Origin of the sequence: Atribacter sp. (assembly GCF_035418125.1) — a bacterium.
In the GTDB taxonomy this organism is placed as follows: Bacteria; Atribacterota; Atribacteria; order Atribacterales; family Atribacteraceae; genus Atribacter; species Atribacter allofermentans.
In genome coordinates this window covers 1-5,696 of sequence record NZ_DAOLQM010000135.1, presented here as the reverse complement: position 1 = coordinate 5,696, position 5,696 = coordinate 1, and the positions used below count along the sequence as shown (strand labels likewise).

Below are 5,696 nucleotides of genomic sequence, written 5' to 3'. Positions count from 1 at the left end.
TATGACTGTTTTTCTATTCCTAATCCTTTAAAGACTTCATTAAGAGATTGCCACGTCGTCTAACCAAAAGACGGTTAGGCTCCTCGCAACGACGAATTGAGTGGATGAGACATGTAGGTGGAAAGGCACCACTTTGGATGACAGATTAAAGGCACCCTCTCCACCACAAAGCCCCACCCCTCCAAGGAGGAGAATTCATTTGAATGATATTTTCAGAATAGACTCATCAGCTATACAATTCACTCATTTTGTGAATAGTTCCCCATTATTGTTGTTTGAAAAAGTGTTATTATTGAACTGCAAAGGTTGAGTTAATGAGCTTATTTGATAGAATGACTATTATTTGAAAAGAAATGATGGTAGGCTAAGCTTGCTATATATAAACAATTATTAGATTAAGCTTTTGCACAGAAATACAATTATAATTATAAGTTCGAGCGAAGGAGTAATAGAAGGCCAATTAATAACTTCATTGTTAATGAAAGAAATAATAAAAAATATATGAATATGTTGGAGAAGAGGAGACATGAAATTATGAAAACAAAAAAACCCAAAGTAACAGAGATATTGCATCATTTAGGAGAAGAAGATTTACCTTTTGGGGCAGTGAACCCTCCAATTTTTCAAACCTCTATCTTTTCTTTTAAAACATTTGCTGATTTTAAAAATGCATTAAAAGACGAGAAAAATAGTTACATTTATAGCCGGGGAAATAATCCAACAGTTAATTTAGTGGAAGAAAAAATAGCTGAATTAGAACATGGAGAAAAGGCAAAACTAGTTAGTTCAGGGGTAGCAGCTATTTCAGGAAGCATGATGGCTTTTTTAAAATCTGGAGACCATGTAATATCAGTGAGAGATGTATATGGTTGGACTAAAACTTTATTAGAAAAATATCTTAAAAGATTTAACGTTTCCTTTTCTTATGTTGAAGGAACCGACCCTGAAGAAATTGAGAAAAATATAAATAAAAATACCAAAATAATCTATCTTGAAAGTCCTACTACTTTTTCTTTTAAAATTCAGAACCTTAAGCAGATAGCGAAAATAGCAAAAAAACATGGAATTAAAACAATCATAGATAATAGCTGGGCTACTCCCATTTTTCAAAATCCAATTGACTATGGGATAGACCTAGTCGTGCATTCTGTTTCGAAATATATAGGAGGGCATAGTGATGTAGTAGCAGGGGCTATTATAGGCAAGGAAGAAGATATTGCTCATATCTTTAAGACCGAGTTTCAAAATATAGGTACAGTTCCCGATCCTTTTATGGCCTGGCTGGTTTTAAGAGGTTTGAGGACGCTTCATATTAGAATGCGTGTTCATTATGAGAATACACTTAAAATTATCGATTTTTTGAAAAATGAAGAAAAGATTGCCGAGATAAATTACCCATTTTTTAAAGAAAATCCCCAGTTTAAATTAGCAAAAGAACAGATGCGGGGTGGGTCAGGGTTGTTTTCTTTTAAAATAAAAACAAACTCAGAAAATAACATAGCTAAATTTACCGATAGTTTAAAGTATTTTAGGCGGGCAGTAAGTTGGGGTGGTTATGAAAGTCTTATAATACCATATGCGGTAACCCTTTGTGGTGATAATGATAAAGATAGACTATCGTTAGTAAGAGTTCATATTGGATTAGAAGAGTCCGAGTTATTAATTGATGATTTAAAACAAGCATTGTCACAAATCAATTTGTGATCAAAGAAAATCCAAGATAATTAATGTTAGAATGAATAATACTAACGGTTGTTGTTTTAACTGACAGAAAGGATATTATTCTGCAGGGTCGATCTTCTGTTCCTAGTTTTACTGATAATTAAGAATGAGTTTGTAATCGTTGTACTGCTATATTTTTCATAAGAAATAAAAAGTGCTTAAACATTAAGGTAGTGTTTTAGAAAAAGGATGTGGAATAAGATGGTAGTGTACATCATAAAACGTATACTTTCCTCCTTGGTGTCTTTGATCATAGTCACCATCATCATTTTCTCCGTAATGCATAGTATACCTGGAGGGCCATTTGACGAAGAAAAAATGCCTCTTTCTCCGGCAGCAAAGGAAAAAATATTAGAGATGTATGGGCTTAATGACCCTCTATACGTTCAATATTTTAAGTTTATGTGGAATGCCCTTCATTTTAATTTTGGTAAATCTTACCAGAGTCCGGGAGAAGAAATAATTGATTTAGTTAAAAGAACTTTACCGATTAGTGCTTTTATGGGCGGGTTAGGATTAGCTTGGGCTATTACTGCTGGGCTCTTGTTGGGCATTGTTTCTGCCAGGAAACCCAATACTTTCCTTGATTATTTATGTACAGCTTTCAGCAGTTATAGTATCTCTGTACCTGTTTATGTAAGCTCGATTTTCATGATATTTATTTTTTCTCTTAAATTTCACTGGTTTCCCAGCGGTGGATTTAGTTTTGGGGAGCCAAGAACCTGGATTATGCCTATTATTGCCTATGGCCTCTTTCCTTTTGGGATAATTGCTCGTTATACTCGTTCCAGCATGCTCGAGGTTCTAAACGAACCATATATTCTAACTGCCAAAGCAAAGGGTCTCCCTGACTGGTATATTTTGATTCGCCATGCCTTTAAAAATGCCTTAATACCTGTCATAACTATTTTATTACCAATGTTTACTGGGGTGATGACCGGCAGCATTTTAATAGAAAAAGTGTTCCGTATCCCTGGATTAGGTGGATACTTTGTTACCAGCATTTACAAGCGTGATTATCCCCTTGAAATGACTCTTATGCTTTTTATTTCAGTTTCACTTTCATTAACCTATCTGGTTACTGATATCGTTTATACCATTGTTGACCCTCGGGTTCGTCTTGGAAAGGGGAAAAAATGAATATAGCCGAGATATGGTTTTATCTACGTAAAAACAAGTTAGCAGTAACTGGTTTAGTGATAATTTTAGTATTAATAATAGGTGCAGTTTTTGCTCCCCTTATTACTCCCACTGGTTATGCGGAACAAAAATATTTAGAAAAAATAAATGATTTTCCTTCGGTACATCACTGGTTTGGGGTAGATGCTTTAGGAAGAGATTATTATAGTCGAGTTATTTATGGTATAAGGATTTCGCTGTTGGTAGGTTTTAGTACAGCACTTTTAGCTTTGGTGATCGGAGTTCCTCTGGGAGCACTGGCAGGTTACCTGGGAGGAATAGTAGATTGGGTAGTCATGCGCCTGGTGGAAACATTCTCGGTAATACCCCCCCTCCTTATAGCAATTTTATTTGTCACTCTATTCGGAAGTGGATTAGAAAATATCATCTTTATTTTAGCTATGGTAAGTTGGATGGATGTGTGCCGCTTGGTAAGAGGAGAAATCCTTACTCTGAAGGAAAGAGAATATGCGGTTGCTGCTAAAGCTATCGGAGCACGCCCTTACCGTATTCTATTCCGCCATCTTTTACCCAATGCGGTTGCTCCTATTATTGTAGGTATGGTTTTATGTTTACCCAATGCGATTATGTTGGAAGCAACTTTGAGTTTTTTAGGAGTAGGAGTAAACCCTCCCACTCCCAGTTGGGGGCAAATGATAAGCGAAGGATTATATTATATACAGTTTTATTGGTACTTAACTTTGTTTCCGGCTATATTTTTAGCTCTTACCGTGCTCTCTTTGTCTTTTATAGGAGACGGACTTAGAGATGCTATGGATCCAAGGCTGAGGGGGAGGGGGTGAGGTTGAGGAAGTTTCTTAGATAATAGCATATTGGAGAGGAGAGGGTTATTAGCTTTCAATATGTCTGTGATGTATGTAGTTCACCATTGATATTATTTCATTAACCAAAAATAAACTATGTTATACATAGTGTAAGGTGAGAAAAAATGCAAAAAGTTAGAAAAAACCTTATGATTATTTTGCTTACCGGAGTTTTTTTGTTAGGAGTTACTGGTTTTAGTTTTGCTGCTGACGTTTCTCTTCCACCTGACGCTCTTCCTGCATCAGAGCAAATTTTATATTATCCGTTAAAACTTGAAAGTGGAACTTACATGGATTATATGCAAACCATCTATAATTGCCTGCAAGGTGGATCTGACTTTGTGCAGGAGCCTCTCATGAGCTTCGATAAAGATTTAAATGCAGTTCCGGTGGGAGCTGAAAGCTGGGAGGTGTCAGAAGATGGCTTGAGCTGGACTTTCCATCTTAGAAAAGAGTTGAAATGGTCAGATGGCCAGCCAGTTACGGCTAACGATTATGTATTTGCATTGCAACGTTGTGCTCAGCAGGGTTATGATTTTAGCTGGTATTGGAGCCTTATGATAGAAATTAAAAATTGGGATAAAGTTGAAAAAGGTGAATTGCCAGTTGACGAATTGGGAATAAAGGCTTTGGATGATTACACTCTGGTACTAACTACTGAAGTGTCAAAACCATATCTGTTAGGTGCTTTGGTTTGGCTTTTTCCCGTTCCTCAACACGTAGTTAAACAACATGGGAATGAGTATGCTACTCAAGCGGAGACCATGGTTAGTAATGGTCCTTTTAAAGTAGAAGAATGGGTTAAAGGAAGCCATATAACCCTGGTTAAAAATCCATACTATGAAGGTCTTTGGAAACCATATCTTGAAAAAATTGTATTAAAATATGGAACCTTTGATCCGGTGACAGGATTTCCTGCCTACCTAAATAATGAAATTTACAGAAGCGACGTTAATCCAGGTCAATTAGCTTATGTCAGGCAAAATATGCCCGATGAATTACATTCTTGGCCGATGTTCCGCATCTTTTATCTTTCATTTGATACGACAAAGCCTCCTTTTGATGATATAAGGGTTCGATATGCCATAAACCATGCTTCTAACCGAGAAGAGCTATGCTCAACAGTTCTTAAGGACCTTGCCTCTCCAGAGTACTCGTTGCTGGTTAAAGGATTTCCTGGTTACGATGATGCTGAAGAAGCGAAAGAGTCCTCAAAATTTGACCCAGAATTGGCAAAGAAACTTTTAGCTGAAGCTGGATATCCTGATGGAAAGGGGTTTCCTGAATTGGAACTATGGATTAGAGCAGAGGATCAATTAATGCCCTGGCAAAAACCCGCCGCCGAATATATCCAGGCTCAATTGAAAGAGAACTTAGGAATTAACATTATACCCCGGATTATGGAAGTGAAAACTTTTACTGACGCTTTGAATCAACGTACCCACAACTTTTTCCTATTAGCCTATCAATTTGACTATGTTGATCCTAGTAACTTTATGGACCTCTACCTAACCGGTGGGCGTCATGCTTGGTCCAGCGACGAATATGACGAATTAGTTCGAAAAGCTGACTCTCTCGGAGAATGGGAACAAAGAGTTGAAAAGTATCGAGAAGCAGAAAGAATATTAGCTAAGGAATGTCCAGCAGTATTCCTTTTTCAACAGCAATACAGTGCGGCATGGAAACCTTTCCTTAAAGGTGAAGGGCTAGAACCCAATAAAGATGGATTATCGAGTTGGGGAGATATGTGGGCCAGGTATGCCGTAACTCATATTTACATTTCCAAACACTAAAACTTTATTTTGGGAGGTACAACCGTTCATTTTGAATTGTGCCTCCTAAAATGCTTATTTAAACATTTATAGTAAAATTGGGATTTTTTAATTGAAATTATGATTGAAGGAGAAATTAGAAAGATAAAATGTTGCTTTCGGTACGTGGTTTAAAAACTTATTTTTATATGGGAAATGA

Annotated in this window: 4 protein-coding genes; all 4 read left to right on the top strand. The window is 36.7% G+C overall.

What is annotated here, in order from left to right:
• The first annotated feature begins 534 nt into the window (after positions 1-534).
• The 4 genes from aar (at position 535) to PLK24_RS07465 (ending at position 5,518) form a co-directional block, all read left to right on the top strand.
• Positions 535-1,704, top strand: a complete 1,170-nt coding sequence (aar, locus tag PLK24_RS07480) for a bifunctional L-alanine/L-glutamate racemase (protein WP_324477793.1) — start codon at positions 535-537, stop codon at positions 1,702-1,704.
• A 207-nt stretch (positions 1,705-1,911) separates the two neighbouring features.
• On the top strand, positions 1,912-2,862 hold the full coding sequence (locus PLK24_RS07475) for an ABC transporter permease (RefSeq protein WP_324477790.1): 951 nt from the start codon (positions 1,912-1,914) through the stop codon (positions 2,860-2,862).
• Positions 2,859-3,704 carry an ABC transporter permease gene (locus PLK24_RS07470; protein ID WP_324477789.1) on the top strand — a complete coding sequence of 282 codons (846 nt, stop codon included), beginning with the start codon at positions 2,859-2,861 and terminating at the stop codon, positions 3,702-3,704. Before PLK24_RS07475 ends, PLK24_RS07470 begins: the two co-directional genes overlap by 4 nt.
• 146 nt (positions 3,705-3,850) lie before the next feature.
• A complete protein-coding gene (locus PLK24_RS07465) occupies positions 3,851-5,518 on the top strand; it encodes a peptide ABC transporter substrate-binding protein (protein ID WP_324477787.1) in 1,668 nt (555 codons plus the stop codon).
• The last annotated feature ends 178 nt before the right edge of the window (positions 5,519-5,696 follow it).